The sequence below is a fragment of the Halostagnicola bangensis genome (assembly GCF_054653435.1).
In genome coordinates this window covers 115,431-131,771 of record NZ_BAAIGG010000001.1, presented here as the reverse complement: position 1 = coordinate 131,771, position 16,341 = coordinate 115,431, and the positions used below count along the sequence as shown (strand labels likewise).

At 58.4% G+C, this 16,341-nt stretch carries 14 protein-coding genes; 5 read left to right on the top strand and 9 right to left on the bottom strand.

From position 1 onward, the window contains the following. Positions 1 to 3: 3 nt before the first annotated feature. Entirely contained in the window at positions 4 to 789 is a 786-nt protein-coding gene (locus ACYQ14_RS00635) for an ABC transporter ATP-binding protein (RefSeq protein WP_283838154.1), read from the bottom strand. A gap of 66 nt (positions 790 to 855) precedes the next feature. Next, positions 856 to 1,875, bottom strand: a complete 1,020-nt coding sequence (locus ACYQ14_RS00630; protein WP_459883771.1) for an ABC transporter substrate-binding protein — start codon at positions 1,873 to 1,875, stop codon at positions 856 to 858. A 274-nt stretch (positions 1,876 to 2,149) separates the two neighbouring features. On the opposite strand from ACYQ14_RS00630, the gene pdhA reads away from it, so the two are divergent. Next, positions 2,150 to 3,307 (top strand): pyruvate dehydrogenase (acetyl-transferring) E1 component subunit alpha, encoded by a 1,158-nt coding sequence (gene pdhA, locus ACYQ14_RS00625; protein ID WP_459883769.1) that lies wholly within the window; start codon positions 2,150 to 2,152, stop codon positions 3,305 to 3,307. 7 nt (positions 3,308 to 3,314) lie between these two features. Further along, positions 3,315 to 4,283 carry an alpha-ketoacid dehydrogenase subunit beta gene (locus tag ACYQ14_RS00620; protein WP_459883767.1) on the top strand — a complete coding sequence of 323 codons (969 nt, stop codon included), beginning with the start codon at positions 3,315 to 3,317 and terminating at the stop codon, positions 4,281 to 4,283. Positions 4,284 to 4,335: 52 nt separating this feature from the next. Here ACYQ14_RS00620 and lpdA read toward each other — a convergent pair whose 3' ends face one another. From lpdA to ACYQ14_RS00595, 5 genes are all read right to left on the bottom strand, one after another. Then, positions 4,336 to 5,760 carry a dihydrolipoyl dehydrogenase gene (gene lpdA / locus ACYQ14_RS00615; protein ID WP_459883764.1) on the bottom strand — a complete coding sequence of 475 codons (1,425 nt, stop codon included), beginning with the start codon at positions 5,758 to 5,760 and terminating at the stop codon, positions 4,336 to 4,338. Next, entirely contained in the window at positions 5,760 to 7,367 is a 1,608-nt protein-coding gene (locus tag ACYQ14_RS00610; RefSeq protein WP_459883762.1) for a dihydrolipoamide acetyltransferase family protein, read from the bottom strand. Before ACYQ14_RS00610 ends, lpdA begins: the two co-directional genes overlap by 1 nt. Positions 7,368 to 7,783: 416 nt before the next feature. After that, positions 7,784 to 8,542 (bottom strand): IclR family transcriptional regulator, encoded by a 759-nt coding sequence (locus ACYQ14_RS00605; protein ID WP_283838286.1) that lies wholly within the window; start codon positions 8,540 to 8,542, stop codon positions 7,784 to 7,786. A 118-nt stretch (positions 8,543 to 8,660) separates the two neighbouring features. After that, the gene (locus ACYQ14_RS00600; RefSeq protein ID WP_459883760.1) at positions 8,661 to 10,121 is read right to left on the bottom strand and encodes a YjiH family protein; all 1,461 of its coding nucleotides are present in this window, start codon (positions 10,119 to 10,121) and stop codon (positions 8,661 to 8,663) included. A 31-nt stretch (positions 10,122 to 10,152) separates the two neighbouring features. After that, positions 10,153 to 10,302, bottom strand: coding sequence for a hypothetical protein (locus ACYQ14_RS00595; RefSeq protein WP_459883758.1), 150 nt, complete (start codon positions 10,300 to 10,302; stop codon positions 10,153 to 10,155). Positions 10,303 to 10,933: 631 nt separating this feature from the next. On the opposite strand from ACYQ14_RS00595, the gene ACYQ14_RS00590 reads away from it, so the two are divergent. Continuing rightward, a complete protein-coding gene (locus ACYQ14_RS00590) occupies positions 10,934 to 12,184 on the top strand; it encodes an acyl-CoA dehydrogenase family protein (protein WP_459883756.1) in 1,251 nt (416 codons plus the stop codon). Positions 12,185 to 12,247: 63 nt separating this feature from the next. Here ACYQ14_RS00590 and ACYQ14_RS00585 read toward each other — a convergent pair whose 3' ends face one another. After that, a complete protein-coding gene (locus tag ACYQ14_RS00585) occupies positions 12,248 to 13,441 on the bottom strand; it encodes a thiolase family protein (protein WP_459883754.1) in 1,194 nt (397 codons plus the stop codon). Positions 13,442 to 13,724: 283 nt separating this feature from the next. On the opposite strand from ACYQ14_RS00585, the gene ACYQ14_RS00580 reads away from it, so the two are divergent. Both ACYQ14_RS00580 and ACYQ14_RS00575 read left to right on the top strand, forming a co-directional pair. After that, positions 13,725 to 14,786, top strand: a complete 1,062-nt coding sequence (locus ACYQ14_RS00580) for an FAS1-like dehydratase domain-containing protein (protein WP_459883752.1) — start codon at positions 13,725 to 13,727, stop codon at positions 14,784 to 14,786. Positions 14,787 to 14,934: 148 nt separating this feature from the next. Further along, positions 14,935 to 15,213 carry an MTH865 family protein gene (locus ACYQ14_RS00575; protein ID WP_459883750.1) on the top strand — a complete coding sequence of 93 codons (279 nt, stop codon included), beginning with the start codon at positions 14,935 to 14,937 and terminating at the stop codon, positions 15,211 to 15,213. A gap of 741 nt (positions 15,214 to 15,954) precedes the next feature. Here ACYQ14_RS00575 and ACYQ14_RS00570 read toward each other — a convergent pair. Beyond that, a complete protein-coding gene (locus tag ACYQ14_RS00570; RefSeq protein ID WP_459883748.1) occupies positions 15,955 to 16,335 on the bottom strand; it encodes a helix-turn-helix domain-containing protein in 381 nt (126 codons plus the stop codon). Between the last annotated feature and the right edge of the window lie 6 nt (positions 16,336 to 16,341).

Here is a 16,341-nt window from a genome sequence, read left to right as displayed (position 1 = left end):
GGTTTAGAGTTGTGCCTCCGGTTGTGTCTCTTCCCGTAGCGACTGCCAGACCTGATTTTTGGTTTCGGTGTACGCATCCGACATAATGATGTCTTCTCTATCCTGCGTTCGATCGACGTCGATCTCGATAGTCGTCTTTTTGGTCCCGGGATGGCGCGTCATGATCATCACGCGTTCGGAGAGGTACACCGCCTCCTCGACGTCGTGAGTGATGAACATCACCGTCTTCTCGACGTCGCGCCAGATCTCGAGGAGGTGGTCCTGAAGCAGTTCACGGAGCGGCTGATCCAGCGCGCCGAATGGCTCGTCCATCAGGAGTATCTTCGGATCGTACGCGAGGGTTCGCGCGAGTGCGACCCGCTGTTTCATCCCGCCCGACAGCTCCTTCGGGTACTTATCCTCGAACCCGTCGAGATCCATCATATCGATGAACTCCTGTGCCGTCGCCCGCCGCTGTTCTTTCGGGACGCCGTCCTGTTCGAGCCCGTACGTGACGTTTCCCATCACTGTTCGCCACGGAAACAGCGCGTAATCTTGAAAGACGACCCCTCGGTCGGTTCCGGGGCCCTCGATCGGTTGTTCGTCGACGGCGATAGTCCCCGTCGACTCCTCGAGAAATCCGGCGACCAGATAGAGAAGGGTGCTTTTTCCGCACCCGCTCGGTCCGACGACGCTGAGAAACTCGCCACTGGGCACTTCCAGTGAGAGGTCGTCGATCGCCTTCGTTCGTTCGTCCCCCGACTCGTACACTTTTTCCAGATTCGATATCGTTACGTGTCCTTCGACCATTTTGAGTGGTAGTAGTATAACATCCTATTTGAATATTGTGCGACTCGGTAACAGAGACCTATCATCCTACGTGATATACTCGTTGGTGTAGTGATCCCCTACGTCGAAGTGGTCAGCGAGGATCTCGAGATCCGCCAGCTCGTCCATGATCCCCTGTAGTTCTTCGTCCTGAATTTCGATCTGGTCCCTGTAGTAATCGTTCTCGGTCATGAAGAACTCATCTAGCTGTCCCTCGTCGATTTCGAAGTGATCCGACGCGAGCGAAATTACTTCGTCTCGATTCTCTTCGATGTAGTCGACGATATCAAGGTAATCGTCCCCCCACGCCTGAATCTGGTCTTCCTTTTCCTCGAGCGCGTCGCCGGTCGCGACCGTGTAGGCGAACGGGTAGCCGTCCTCGAAGTCGTCGCCGAAGGCGTCCTGACTGTCGAACACGAGGTTGAAATCTTCGTTTCGCGGCGCGACCGCGTACAACCCCGGAAAGATTGCGGCGTCGAAGATGCCGTCTTCCAACCCTTCGACGAACGTCGCGAATCCCTGCTCGTTATACTCGACGTCTTGGTCCGAATCCAGCCCGAGGTTATCAAGCTGTTTTTCGAACACCGCGTGGATTCCTGTCCCGGTCGCGTTCACGCCGAGGGTCGCCCCCTCGAGATCCTCCGGTTCCGTCACGTCCGAGTCGGGCAACGAGTAGATCTCGAAGCCGAAATAATCAGGGTGAGCGTCCCAAAAGTCGGTCGCGATCGCGGTCAGGCCGCTCGGAACGGCGTCCCCGATGATTGCACTCCCGAAGCTTTCGGTCGTCACCAGGGACATGTCCGCTTCGCCCGCCGCCAGCGAGTTGATCGAGTCCGGCGTGCTCGAGTCCTGCGAAACTTCGAGCTCGTACTCCTCGCCGAGTCCGTCGAGTTCGTCCTGGATTTCCGGAATATCGAGTAACGATCCCAGGTTCTCGACCGGCACGACGAAGTTAAACCGGAGCGTATCCTCGTCGTCTCCCCCGAGACAACCCGCTAATCCCGCCAACCCAACGGTTGTGGCTGCTGCACCAGTCTTGAGGATAGTCCTCCTGCTATGTGGTGGCATATCGAGGATATTACCCCCAGTCCGATAAAAGGTTTGTGGTGAATTACCATGTCAGATGATAGTGTACACCATGCTCCTGTCACGTTGGTTTGCTACGGAGTTGATCGAAAACCGATGAGACCCCCTCGAGTCGTTAAAACCCGTATCCTCGCGATTGAAGCACATTCGAAGTGTTCGTCCCGAAGCTTTGCCGTCACCGTCGCCCGAATAAATCGGAAAGAAATGCCACTATAGACAGATACATTAAACTGATTAGGCCAAGTTCAGGCATACCATGGACGACAGTCCGCGATCAGTTCCACCTGTGTCCGAAGACGTCGGTGTCGATCCACTTTCCCAGGGGGACCTCGAGATCGAGACGTATCAGGTGATACGTCCGGACGGGTCCTTCGATTCCGACCGAGTACCGGACCTAGACGACGAGGCGCTTCGAGATCTGTACCGCTGGATGCTCCTTCAGCGCGTGTACGACAATCGAGCGACGAAACTCCAACGCCGGGGGAAACTCGGAACGGTCGCTTCGGGACGGGGCCAGGAAGCCGCGATCATCGGCAGCGGCTTTGCGCTCTCCGATGACGACTGGATCTTCCCGTACGGGCGCGAAGCCGGGGCGATGTTGATGCACGGGCTCTCGATGCGGGACCTGCTCCTGTACTGGCGCGGCATCGAAGACGCCTCGAAGATGGAAGGAGCGAACGTGTTCGGCCTGGCGATCTCGATCGGATCGCACATCCCGGTGGCGACTGGCAAAGCCTGGGGAATGCAACTCGGCGACGAAGACGCCGTCTCGTTCGCAAACCTCGGAGACGGCGCGACCTCGACCGGCGCGTTCCACGAAGGGATGAACTTCGCCGGCGTGCTCGGGGTGCCGGCCGTGTTCTTCTGTCAGAACAACCAGTACGCGATCTCGCTCCCGTTCGACGGGCAGACGAACTCGAATACGATCGCCCAGAAGGCCCTGGCCTATGGAATGGACGGGATTCGAGTCGACGGCAACGACGTGCTCGCCGTCTACAACGCGGTTTCGACCGCTCGAGAATGGGCGCTCGAGGGGAACCCGGTGTTAGTCGAAGCGGTCACCTACCGTCGCGGTGCCCACACGACGAGCGACGATCCGACCCGGTACCGAAGCGACGACGAGGTAGAAGAATGGAAAGACCGCGATCCGCTCGAGCGCTATCGGTCGTTCCTCGAGGAAACCGGTCGCTGGGACGCGATCGACGAGGATGCGATCGAGCAGGAAGTCGAAGCCGAGTTCGACGAGGCAGTGCAAGCGGCGGACGCCTTCGAAGAGCGCGGCATCGAGGAAATCTTCGCGTATCTGTACGAAGAGACACCCCCGGAACTCGAGCGCCAACTCGAGGAGTTCCGGGAGCTCCTCGAGGAACGACCGGATATGTACGAGTACATCGAACAGCGGCCAAAGGGGTGATTCAACTGTGAACGCGACAATTATCGAAGCCGTCAACGACGCATTGCACGAGGAGATGACCAGCGACGACAAGACGGTCGTCTTTGGACAGGACGTCGCCGAATCTGGCGGCGTCTTTCGAGCCACCGAGGGCCTCCTCGAGGAGTTCGGAGAAGAGCGCGTCCTCGACACTCCGCTCTCGGAGATCGCCATCGCCGGGGCCGCCGTCGGACTCGCAACACACGGCTACAAACCGATTGCAGAGATCCAGTTCTCGGGCTTCCTCCCGCCGGCGTTCGATCAGCTCGTCACCAACGCCAGCCGCATTCGCTGGCGGACGCGAGGCGAACTCACCGCACCGATGGTCGTCCGAACCCCCTACGGTGCCGGCGTCCGGGCGTTAGAACACCATGGAGAGAGTCTCGAGGGAGCCTACGGGCACATACCCGGCCTGAAGCTGGCGATTCCGTCGACACCCCACGACGCGAAGGGGATGCTCATCAGCGCCATCCGCGATCCCGATCCGGTGCTGTTCATGGAACCCAAACACGTCTACCGCTCGATCCGCGACGAGGTTCCAGAGGGCTCTTACACCGAACCGCTCGGAAAGGCGGCCGTCCGCGAAGAAGGCGAGGACGTTACCGTCATTTCCTGGGGCGCGATGATGCACAACACGATGGAGGCCGTCGACAACCTCGAGGGGGTCGACGCCGAAGTGATCGACCTGCGAACGATCTCCCCCTTCGACAAGGAGACCGTCGTCGAATCGGTCGAGAAGACGGGCCGGTGTGTCGTTGTCCACGAGGCGGCCAAAACCGGCGGCTTCGGCGGCGAAGTCGTCGCCACCATCAACGACGAGGCGCTCATGTACCTCGAGAAGCCGGTCAACCGGGTCACCGGCTTCGACGTTCCCGTTCCGCTCCTCTCGATGGAAGACTACTACATTCCGCATCCGCCGAAAATCGAAGAGGCGATCAAAGAGACCGTCGATCGCTGAGTCGTTCCTCGAGTTCGAAACGATCTGTTGAACGGCTCGACACCGAATTTTCCTACCGATTCAGCGTGTGAATCGCTTTTCCCTGCGCGTTTTCGGCCGCCTCCATCACCGCCTCCGAGAGCGTCGGGTGCGTGTGAACCGTGCCGGCGATATCCTCGAGTTTCGCGCCCATTTCGATCGCGAGGCCGAGTTCGGCGACGAGTTCGGAGGCTTCGGGCGCGACGACCTGTGCGCCGAGCACGAACCCAGTATCTTCGTCGGCGACGATCCGGACGAAGCCGTCCGACTCGTCCATCGAGAGCGCTCGGCCGCTGGCCCGCATCGGCATTGTTCCGACAACGGGCTCGAACCCGGCCTCTTCGGCTTCGGCTTCGGTCATCCCGACCGTCCCGATTTCGGGGTCCGTAAAGACCGCCGCCGGAATCGCCTGCTGGTCGAGCGCCGCCGGTTCGCCCGCCGCGACCCCGGCCGCCACCAACCCTTCGGCGCTGGCCTTGTGCGCCAGCATCGGCTCGCCGGCGACGTCTCCGACTGCCAAGACGTGCTCGAGGTCCGTTCGTGTATACTCGTCAGTCTCGAGGAAGCCGCGCTCGTCGGTCTCGAGACCGATTTCGTCCACCTCGAGTTCGTCGGTGACGGGTTCGCGACCGACTGCGACGAGCACGCGGTCGGCCTCAAACACCGACTGCTCGCCGTCTTCGTCCTCGGCGACGACTTCGATTCCCTCGTCGGTCTCGCGCCACTCGCTCGCGCCCAGACCGAACTCGAAGTCGATGCCGAGGGCTTCAGCTCGCTCCCTGACGACGCGTGCGATGTCGTCCTCGTAGGTTGGCAGGGCATCCTCGAGCATTTCCACGACAGTCACGTCCGCACCGGCTTTCGCAAAGACCGTCGAGAGCTCCATCCCGATGTAGCCAGCGCCGACCACCACGAGTTCGTCCGGGACCTCATCAGCCTCGAGCGCTTCGCGCGAGGACCAGACAGGGTCGTCGGCAAAGTCGAAGCCGGGAATCGACATCGCGCGGCTTCCGGTGGCGACGATGGCGTGTTCGAACTCGATCGACTCGCTCCCCTGGCCTTCGCCGCCGTGGGCGACCCGAACGGCGTCCTCGTCGATGAACGTCGCGGTGCCCTCGATCAGCGAGACGCCGTTTGCCTTACAGAGTTTTTCGACGCCGCCGGTGAGTTGGTCGACCACGCCGTCCTTCCACTCGACGAGCGCTCGCATATCGATCGACGGGTCGGCGTGGATGCCCATCTCTTCGGCGTTCGCCGCGTCGTGTGCGACGTCCGTCGCAGTGATCATCGCTTTCGAGGGGATACAGCCGTAATTTAGGCAGGTCCCGCCGTAGGCGTCCTTTTCGACCAGCGTCGCGTCGAGCCCGTGTTGGGCGGCCCGAATCGCCGCCACGTAGCCGCCGGGTCCGCCGCCGATTACCAGTACATCCGTCGCCGTCCGCACATCTCCCATCACCATTAGTCTAGTAGTAGCAGTTCAGGATTGTTCAGGTATCGCTTGACCTCGTTCGTAAACTGTGCCGCCTCCGCACCGTCGACGATCCGGTGATCGACCGACATCGAAATCGGCATCGTCTCGCGAACCACCAGCTCGCCGTCCTCGGCCCATGGCCGCTCTTTCATCGCCCCCAACGCGAGAATGCCCGCCTCGGGGTAGTTGATGATCGGCGAGGCGTATTCGCCGCCGATCGCACCCACGTTCGTGATCGTGAACGTTCCGCCCTGCATCTCCTCGAGTCCGATCGACCGATCTCGAGCCCGTTCGGCCTTGTCGTTGATCTCTCGAGCTAACTCGAGCAGGCTTTTCTGATCCGCATCGTCGATGACCGGCACCATGAGCCCGGCATCGCTGGCCACCGCGATCCCGATGTTGTACTCGTCGTGGAGGAGGATCTCTTCGGTCTCCTCGTCGAGTTCGGCGTTGATCGCCGGCACCTCCTTCAGCGCCGCAACGACTGCTTTGACCGCGAACGGCATGTACGTGAGTTTCGTCTCGCGCGCTTTGGCCTCCGATTTGAGGCGGCTTCGGGCCGCGACAAGTTCCGAGACATCGACTTCGTCGTGGTGGCTCACGTGGGGTGCAGTATACTTCGAGGTCGCCATCTGCTCGCCGATGGTTTTTCTTACCCCGCTGTAGGGAATCCGATCGCCGGGGCGCTCGTCGTCGGTGCCCGCCCGAGAAGGCGTCTCGGGAGCGGACGACGGCGTCGCGGCTGGCCCGTCACCGCGCGAAAACGCTCGAACGTCCTCGGGCGTGACGAACGGTTCGCCGTCCCGGCGTTCGCTCGCCGGAACGTCGTCGAGAGAAACGCCCTCCTCGAGGGCGAGTTGACGGGTCGCCGGCATCGCCAGCGTTCGATCTCGACCGGCGGCCTCGACTCGCTCGGTTGGAACCGAAGCGGACTCACCGGTTACGCGGACGGGGGTAGACGAGTCCGATTCCTGCTCGGCTGGGTCAGTCCCCGTTGGATCCGTCCCAGATTGAGGAATCGTCTCTTCCGTCTCCGCGTGTCCATCCGCGACGGCGTACACGTCAGATTCGGCGAGACGTCTGTCCGTTGCACCCGTCTGTCGCTGCACCGCGGACAGTTCGACCCCTAGTTCTCGAGCGAGGGCCCGGACGCTCGGCGGAGCGAACACGCGTCCGTCGGGAACCGACGAATCGGAATTGCTACCAGCACCGGCGTCGGTGACCGCGGCCGCTTCGGTTTCATCGGCCCGTTCGGCCGACCGATCGCTTCCCGCGGCCGAGGCCGCCTCCGCCGACCCTTCTGTGTCGTCGGCAGAACCGCCGCTCGAGGACGAGTCGTCGGCGAGGGACGAATCATCGACATCGAACACGACGAACACTTCGTCGACCTCGATTATCTCGCCTTCCTCCGCCCGTTGTTCCGCAATGACACCGTCGTACGAGGAGGGGATTTCTACCAGCGCCTTGTCCGTCTCCACTTCGGCGATGGGTTGGTCCTCTTGGACCTGATCGCCGGGTTCAACGAGCCACGTCACGAGTTCACCCTCGGCGACACCTTCGCCGACGTCAGGGAGTTCAAACTCCTTTCTAACCATGCGTGATATCATCTCTCGTGTAGAGGACTATACGCTCTTCGGTGAATCACACGCGCTTCGGTTACTGGACCGTTCCCCGACCGATCGAGATGGGAACGGGCCGGTGAACCGGGTCAGCGGTGGATCGATACCGGTGTGTTCGACAGAGGAAGACAGCGTATCGATAATAGAACACAAAAGAAGAGAGGGAGAGACTACTAAATTAGCGACAGAACGGGGACGAGACTGAACGACTCGGTTGAAAGAAGGGGTTCAGGCCCGTGTTAGCCATTACAGTTGTAGCGTTGTGAGTCCAGGGGAATTCGATCGTCGTCGACGAGTCGACACCGCCGACCACGTGAGAGCGAGACTGTCCGATAGTATGACCAAAGTGTTCGGCTCTGGGAAACGGGACATAGGGCCGATGCTCGAGTTCCTTACGAAAAGACGAACTGAAGTTCGATAACGTTCGCAACTTCTTCGACCGCTTCGCACAACTCCCCCTTCCGAGGATCGGTCGCAAATCGGCTAACGGGACCAGAAACGCTAATCGATCCGATCGCGTGCTCGTCGACGACGATCGGAGCTGAAATACAAAAGAGTCCGTTGATCGTCTCCTGGCGGTCGAAAGAGAGGCCGCGGTCGCGAATATCCTCGAGTTCCGAAAAGAGCTCCTCGCGCGACGTTATCGTCTGTTCGGTCAGCTTTGGGAGTCCGTGACGATCGATGATCGTTTCGACTTCCGATTTCGGTCTATGGGCGAGGATTGCCTTGCCAGTCGCGGTTGCGTGGATATAGTTTTTCTCACCGGCGGACATGTAAACATCGGGCGAATCCTTGGGGTTCGTCGCGTACAGACACGTTCCCATACCGTCCTCCTCGATAACGAGGTTCGACGACTCTCCCGTTTCGTGGGCGAGTTCGTCGACGTGCTGTTTGGCCATGCGGTAGAGTCTGAATCGTTCCTGAATGGACGAACCGATGCTCAAAAACTTACAACTCAACCGATACTCGTCTCCGTCGCGAATGAGATAGCCCTCCTCGGCGAGCGTCACCAGATGCGTATGTACCGTGCTCTTCGAAACCGAGACGTTACGGGCGATTTCCGACACACCGGCCGGCTCGAGATCGCTAATCGTCTCGATGATCTCGAGCGTTCGCTGAACTGCGTGTATTTTCTTCGTGTCGTTAGCCATTATCAGACAAACGTTCTCCGCTGTATAACATCTTTCCCTCTGATTCGGCCAAACGGCGTTCCGGCGGGATCGATCGAAGCGTCGAAACCGAAAAAAGAGGGTGAGGACGAATCGCTCCTCAGAGCATTCCGAGTGCGGCCGCGCCGTGAGTCAGGGCGGCGGCGACGGGAATGAGGACGATCGTTCGCTGGACGAACAGGACGAACAGATCGCGGAACCGGATCGGAATGTCGTCGAACATATCGACCATCATCGGCGCCGACGCGGCGAAGAAGATCGCCTGCGAGCTGACGACGATCACGATGAACACCTGCGTGATTGTTTCGGCACCGACGACGAGCGTCGCCGCGATGAACATCTCCGCGCCGCCGATAATGATCGCCGAAGCGGCCAGTTGCGGGTCAGGAATACCAAACGCGGTCATCACCGGGATTAGCGGGATCGCGATGAGTTCGAAGAAAGCCGTGTACTCGTTGAGTAGAACGACACCCATCCCGATGGAGAGAATCGTTCCGAGCATCATCGCGGTGAGTTTCATTCCGTCGATGAGCCCGACGACAGCGGCCCGCGTGATCGATGAACCTTGTTCAGCCGTTTTGACCGCTTCGTTGAACGCGAAGCGGAAGTAATCCGGGACGCTACCCGTGAACACCGGTTCCGGATCCGGTTCGGCGATGAACTCGTTCGGAATCGTCGATAGCGGCGGAACGCGCACGAGAATTGCGGCGGTGATCAGCACGCTGAGCAAGTAAAGCGCAACGACGACGGGGAACACGTGGAGAATCCCCAACACGGCGGCGATGGCACCGACGGTACCGAGGTTTGCTGTCGCAAAGCAACTACAGATGACGAACACTTCTCGCTTGTTGTATCCCCCACGGTCGAAGACGTTTCGCGTCAAGTAGTACCCGATACTGAACGAACCCAGCCAGGATGCCGAGCCGTCTAGGGCCGCTCGCCCAGGGAGGTTAAACGCCGGTTTCATGATCGGCTGTGCGAGCGTGCCGACGAACTGAAGACCGCCGAGTTCGGCGAGCAGGTTGACGAAAATTGCACCGATCGGAATAACGAGAGCGATCGTCAGCAACAATGCCCCCCAGACGACACCCGAGGTAGCATCGCTGAGAAGCCACTCCGGACCGAATCGGAAGAGAATCGGAATCGCAACGACGATACCGAATACTCGGAGCGCCCAGAAGAGGTTAGAGGTCTTCCAGTAGTCCAACTCGAGACGATCGACGGTCGCCTGGTCCAGGGAGATAATCCCCTGATAGTGAGCCATCGAAATGGTTGTAAAGAGGCCACCAGCCGCGATCAACAGGAAGGTAAACACCTCGACGGGGTAGAGGGCCGCGTCCTGAATAATGGTGACGACCACATCGAGTGGGATCGTCGTTTGACCGTCCCATTCCATCGGAAAGAGGAAAAAGAACACCCCGATCGTAAACGCGGCGATGAACTTTGCCGTCGGTCGAAACCGTTTTTTGATAAGATCTATATCTTCGATCGTCTTGCTCTCAGGATTGACAGATTCCTCAGAGATGTGATCGTCATCTTCCCAAGCATTACTACCGAACATAGAACGAGAATATCACACACACATAATAAAATTATCGATTATAGACGATGATGGTCGATATCGGTATCGAAAACGGATAGCCGAGATAGCCCGCATCTGCATACGAACGCTGGACCAGCAGGGCCAAAAGCGTCTCCAGGGATGTCACCGATAGATAGTGTTCGAAGGTACCATTCTCCATGTGAAGAATAGCATGACAGTAGACCACATTTAAATACTAAATTATTACATAGAACGATATTCGGGGCCAAATAAATTAGTTCGGCCTCTTTAGTCCGAATCATCGATAGATATGGACCCACCACATCGATATTGATATGATCTCCCAATATAACCCTCATTCCATTACATATGGTCGAATTGCACGGTTATTCATTTAGGAGCGTGAAATGTGCCAATTGAATCCAACGTTTCGTTCGATGGCCATTGCCGTTACATCGATATGGTTGTAATTTCGAGAGGGACTGGTGGGGATACCGAATCCGTCCGACCACGAGCGTTCGTTCAGTTAGTCGGATCGGATGCAAACTGTCCGCCGACTTCGATTGCATTTACAATTGCACACGCAGTTGACCGTAAAATTCGGCGAGTTCCCACTCGGTCTCGAGGCGGTGTTCGGAGCTGGTGATCAGAAAACGTATCTCTTCAACAGAGAAGACAATCATAGTCGCTATACTCTCATGTATCGAAGAACAAAGGGTCTAAAGCAACGCGCTTGGGTTTTACGCCATCTAGTATTGCCCCATATTACCTAACCAGTGGTCAATTTGGATAAGATATAGATTTACAATGGATGAGGACAATACGAGCACATGGAGTACCACGACTCCGATAAGGCGAAAGCGGTCGCGGGCCGAGTAGAGTCGTTCATGGAGGAGGTTGTCCTTCCGGGTGAACGAGAAGCGCTCGCGACCGGTGAGACGATTACGACGGACGAACTCGAGGAGCTCTGGGAGCAAGCGAAGGACCGAGACCTGTTCGCGCCGCAGGTTCCCGAAGAGTACGGCGGCCAGGGCCTGGACTTTCAGGATATGCTTCCGTCGTTCGAACAGGTCGGGCGCTCGCTCATCGGCGCACACGCGATCAGGGCGAACGCGCCCCAGGAGGGGAACATGCACACGCTCGAGATGGTCGGTACGGAAGAGCAAAAAGAGGAGTGGCTCCGACCGCTCGTACAGGGAGACATTTCCTCGGCGTTCTCGATGACCGAGCCGATGCAAGGTGGCGGATCGGATCCGAAGATGCTTCAGACGACCGCGATCCGTGACGGAGACGAGTGGGTCGTCAACGGGCACAAGTGGTGGACCTCCGACGGCCTCGAGGCCGACTTTTTCCTGGTGATGGCACGAACCGATCTGGACGCCCATCCCTACGAAGGAACGTCCATCATCCTCGTTCCCGCGGACGCGGACGGCGTCAACATCGTCCGTAACGTGCCCCACCTCGGGGGCCACGGCATCACCGAACGGGAGGGCGGCCACGCCGAGATCAAATACGAAAACGTCCGAGTCCCCGTCGAGAATACGATCGGGAAGGAGAACAACGGGTTCCAGATCGCACAGATGCGACTGGGCGGGGGACGGCTCACCCACTGCATGCGCTACTCCGGAATGGCACAACGATCCCTCGAGATCGCGAAAGCCTACCTCAGCGAGCGCGAAGCGTTCGGAACAGCTCTCGAGGACAAACAGGCGCTTCGGCATCGGATCGCCGACGCGGAAACGCGACTGCACGCGGCCCGAACGATGGTCCGACACGCCGCGCGGGAGCTCGACCGGAGCGACGCGCGCATCGAGGTTTCGATGGCCAAGATGTTCACGGCGAACGTAACGAACGACAGTATCGACCTCGCGCTCCAATGTTGTGGCGGAAACGGTATCGGCAAGGATCTGCCGCTGGCGTACTTCTACGAACACGTTCGCTCGTTCCGGATCGTCGACGGTGCCGACGAGGTCCACCGCCGATCGATCGCCCGTCACGCGTTCGAGGACATCGACGAGAACGAACTCGAGAACGTCCTGCGTTTCGACGAAGACCGTCGTATCGACGCGCTTGAGGACTGAATTCAAGAAACAGGAGAAGCCGTTTTTCGTCTCCGCGGTAGATCGTCGGTGATCGTCGCCGAGTTACACCCGCTCGATGATCGTTGCGACGCCCTGTCCGAATCCGATACACATCGTCGACAGCGCGGTGTCTTTCCCCGTGCGCTCGAGTTCGTGGACCAGTTTGGTCAGCAACATCGCACCCGTCGCACCGAGCGGATGTCCGTGGGCGATCGCACCGCCGTTGACGTTGACGTCCTCCCAGGAAACGCCGGTCTCCTCGAGCCAGGCGGCGACGACGGATGCGAACGCCTCGTTGACCTCGAACAGGTCGATATCAGCGAGATCCATGTCGGCGCTCTCGAGGACTTCCTCGGTCGCGGGAATTGGACCCGTGAGCATCGTCACCGGATCGACGCCGACGACTTCGGTCTGGACGATTCGAGCCATCGGCTCCCAGCCGTGTGCCGCCGCGGCCTCCTCGCTCGCGATCAGCAACGCCGAGGAGCCGTCGACGATCCCGGAGGAGTTTCCGGGATGGTGGACGCCGTTTCCGTCCTCGCGGAAGGAAAGCGGAAGGGTCGAGAGGGTCTCGAGGTCGGTGTCCGGACGCGGGTGTTCGTCCCGCTCGACGACGGCAGTCTTGGGAGTCGTCTCGTCGCTCCGACGGGCGTCCGAGCCGCTTACCTCGCCCTCGAGTTCGACTTCGACGGGAACGATCTGGTCGTCGTAGTAACCGTTCTCCCAGGCGCTTGCCCATCGCCGTTGGGAGTCGACCGCGAGTTCGTCGACCTCGCGCCGTGTCAGGTCGTACTCCTCGGCGATCCGTTCGGCGCCTTCGCCCTGGGTCGTCAGTTCGTCGAAGTACTCGAAGTAGGTTTCTGAGACACCGCTCCCGTCCGATCCCATCGGCACGCGAGTCATGTGTTCGACGCCGCCGGCGACGAGCACGTCGTGTTGGCCGGCCATGACGTTCGCCGCGGCGAAGTTGACCGCCTGCTGACCGGAGCCACACATCCGATTGAGCTGGACGCCGGGGACGATATCGCCCCAGCCGGCGACCATCGGCGCGATCCGACCGATATTGAGTCCCTGCTCGTCGATAGGCGTGACACAACCGTAGATGACGTCCTCGACGGTTTCCGGCGAAAAATCGTTGCGTTCCTCGAGCGCCTCAAGCGGTTTCGCTGCCAAATCCTGCGGATGCATCTCACTGAATGAGCCGTCCCGTTTCCCGAAGGGGGTTCGAACGGCGTCGACGATAACTGCAGATTTCATGGGTTCACAGGACACTACTATGGGGAGCGTGATAGTAGTTGTGTATCAATCTATTTCTGGAAACCAGGGAGAAAAATGCGTAAACTCCGCAGTGGGGCTCGAGCCAGGAGTATATCGGAGCAGATCGATAGTAGAGGACCGAGTCGATATTAGCACACGTAGTATTATCTGTCTCGTCGCGAAACAGTGGTAGAAATGAAGGGATCACGACCGGCCGACGAACCGGGTTCGACGACGACGGGAGACGGGCGGACATCACAAGCGACAGAGTTCGGGTGTACACATGCCAACTAAAGCGCTTTCGGAACTCGAGGAGTTGGTCGGTGACTCGCGGGTCACCGTCGAAGGGTTTCAGATAGAAGCCGGCAAAGTCGCGGAGTTCGCTCGAGCGGTCACGGATCCGAACCCCGTCTTCCGGTCGACGAAAGCCGCAACACAGAACGGACACGAGCGGATTCCCGCGCCGCCGACGTACACTCGAGTCGGGAACTTCCCGCGGTACGCGCCCGATGGCGTCGAGGGTCACGGATTTGACCTCGGATTTCGTCCCGAATACATTCTTCACGGCGAACACGCCTACGAGTACGAACGGCCTGCTTTCGTCGGCGACATCCTCACGGGAACGACGACGCTGACGAATCTCTACGAGCGGGACGGTGACCGGGCAGGAACGATGACCTTCGCAATTCTCGAAACGGCGTATCGGGATCAGCACGGCGAGCTCGTGCTCACCGAACGAGCGACGGTTATCGAATCCGACGGTGCAGTGGATACGGAGACCGATAGGACAGCAGAGACGAGCGCGGAAACCGACGACTCGTCCGACTCGTCAAACGAGTATCCTCGCGGCGAGACCCTCGCAACCTCCAACAATAGTGGTGAACGCGTGCGGACGCGCGAGGGAGACAACACAGCAACGAGACCGGAAGTCGAATCGGTAGCAGAACTCGAGGTGGGTGAGGACGCCCCGACGGTCGCCGTCGAGGACATCGAACGGCAGGATTTCGTCCGCTACGCCGGTGCCAGCGGGGATTTCAATCCGATCCACTACGACGAACCGTACGCTCGAGCGGCCGGGAACGAGACGGTCTTCGGACAGGGAATGTTCGCGGCCGGAATCACCTCGCGAGTCGTCACCGACTGGTTCGGGATCAGTGCGCTCGAGTCGTTCGGCGTCCGGTTCCAGTCGCAGTTGTTCCCGGGTGAAACCGTCACTGCAGGCGGAACGGTCTCCGAAATCGATCGAAACGAGGACGTGGTCGAGACGGTACTCGAGGCCACCACCGAAACCGGCAAAACGTTGCTCACCGGGACGGCAACCGCGACGCTTTCGGGTGACGACTGATACGGTCTGCTGTAACGATTTACCGGAGCAACCGTAGGACAGCTCGCGGTTGCTCCGGAAATGACTTACAACATCCGTATGAAACGAGTCAGAATATCTCGTAGTACACAATTATTATAAGAGATGCGGTGATACGCGAAGACGAACGATGACAGAACCAGACACCGAAGACATCCGAGAGCAGTTGGTCGACGCGTTCGAAGATGCCAACTATCCCGTCTCGAACCCGATGGAACTCTTACCTGCGCTACCGAACGGACCCGCAACGACGTTCGAATCCGGCGATTTCTCGATGTCGGTGATGGACCTTCGAAACGCCGCCCAGGGCACCGACGACACGGAGGATCGATTCCCGTACGAAACGCCCGAATCGCTCGCAGACGATATCGTGGAAGGGCTGCAAGATGCAGATAAACTTCCGAAATAATCGGCGATCGTAGCTGTCCCGTCAGTTCGTTCGAAGCCGGATCGTCGACGAGCTCGAGGGCGACACGGGTGAAATCGATGTCCTCGTCAATGACGTTGGGCTAGTCGACGCCCGTATCATAGAATATGATGCATTTAACCCAATACATATTATTTCCCATATATCCATGAGGGACGAAGAGGGGGAGTTATGAGGAATCAATAACATCAAATAGAATCTTTGTATACCCTTTATATTGTATAATATGAGCAATATTATATGAGTGGCTCCGCTAACTCGATCGGCTGATTCAAAGCGTGATCTGTCGTTTAGCTATATTACCCCACCAGCTATGGGAACACAATATTTCGAACATCTACTCTAGAGAGCACAATTAAACATACCCGAGGGTATAAACCACAACTTGTGAAGATATTAGCAAATATAGACAGAGAAGTTCAATTATATAGTCGAGTTGTAAGTACTCCAGTAATCCGTAGTAGGTGACTGAACTGATGGGTAGCAATATTGTGATGATAGTATAGAACCGATACTCAGCTATCGAGACTAACCAACCGACAAACAAGAACTCGTGAGTTATTCAGAAGAGTTTTTCTCAAATTGATATTTATACCATAATAAATATATTAGAGTGGACTTATATCATATCACTAGATGATTGGTACTACGGTGTGCTAGCTATTTTACGTCTGTCAATTGACGCTATCTCCCATCGACTCTAACAATAAACAAAGCCGGTAGCTACCGGCTCTCCTTCCTAAAATCAGGGGACATTTCGGACCAGATTTCCGTGTGTCGCGAGTCCGATCGTTCGATCGAAAGGTGGAGATCCTGTTCGTCGTCGAGACCGATCGCGATTTCGCTGAAATCGGCGATATATCTGGATTTTCGATGTCGGCCCTGGTGAATACCAACCGTTTCGCGAACGAGTGACGCTTCCGCCAGTCTGTCCAGTTTCTTGTACGTCGTCGAGAGCGGTAACTCCGTTTTCGTTGCGATTTCGCTGGCCGTCATCGGTTCGTCGAGCGTCGAGATTATCTTCCGGCAGGCGGCATCGTCCAGAACGGTGACGACACGCTCGAGATCGGCGTCGTCCTCGACCGGCGGAAACTCGACTGGCATTACCCT